The organism is Aliibacillus thermotolerans, from assembly GCF_027853235.1.
In the GTDB taxonomy this organism is placed as follows: domain Bacteria; phylum Bacillota; class Bacilli; order Bacillales; family Marinococcaceae; genus Aliibacillus; species Aliibacillus thermotolerans.
This window is the reverse complement of sequence record NZ_WKJG01000005.1, coordinates 1-758: the sequence shown is the minus strand read 5'-3', so window position 1 is coordinate 758 and position 758 is coordinate 1. Positions and strand designations below refer to the sequence as shown.

The window sequence follows — 758 nt, the reverse complement described above, 5'->3', positions numbered from 1 at the left end:
TCTCAATTAAAGGCGCTTGTGTAAACCAGGAATCCATGAGAACATAGTCAGCTACAATCCCTTTTTCAAGCGCATGATCAAGTAAAGCTGAAGCCACGTCTGGTTTTGATTTCAGAGCTTCCTGGCGACGCTTATAGCCAGATGTTCGTTTATCAATATTGGTATTGATTTCTTGCAGGCGATTTTCCTTTTTCGGTGAACTTAGAAGAGCAAAATCAACGGGAATAAAAGTAAAACTATCGGTCCAGCCAAGGGTAAGCATTTGAAACCCTTTCAAGTACTGATGGGTAGAGTGATCAAAAACCTTAGCCAACAGTTCAACCGACTTACTACGGTTTCTTGAAAAGACAGAATCATCAATCACAAAAGCTGTGACACGATCTTTTGAAGTTAATGGTTGAAGCAGACGGATCATTTCACTGCTTAATGAAAGCAGAAACTTTCTCCAATGATAGGTTGGTGTATTTAAAAAGCGATAGACTGTATCCTTTCCGGGCAGATCCTGAGATCGTTTACTCATAAAAGCACGAAACCAGTTCTTATATTGGAAGACTAAAAGAAAAATCAGTTTGAAAACAGTAAGACAAGAATACCCGGAAAGTTTCGTAATATTCGCTTTTCTTAAATGATATCCAATATTTAATTCGGAAAATCCTTGTTTAATTTCTTTTGGTAATTGCGCAAAGTAGTCTTTATTCGTTATCATAGTGGTGACACCTTTCTTTTGGATTTGGTTTCGTCACCAATATTTTACCAAA

At 37.3% G+C, this 758-nt stretch carries 1 protein-coding gene; it reads right to left on the bottom strand.

The annotated features are described in order from the left end of the window. Window positions 1–706 (bottom strand): IS4 family transposase (locus GJS40_RS00455; RefSeq protein WP_270895288.1); only part of this gene is annotated, 706 nt, incomplete at its 3' end. Window positions 707–758: the final 52 nt, after the last annotated feature.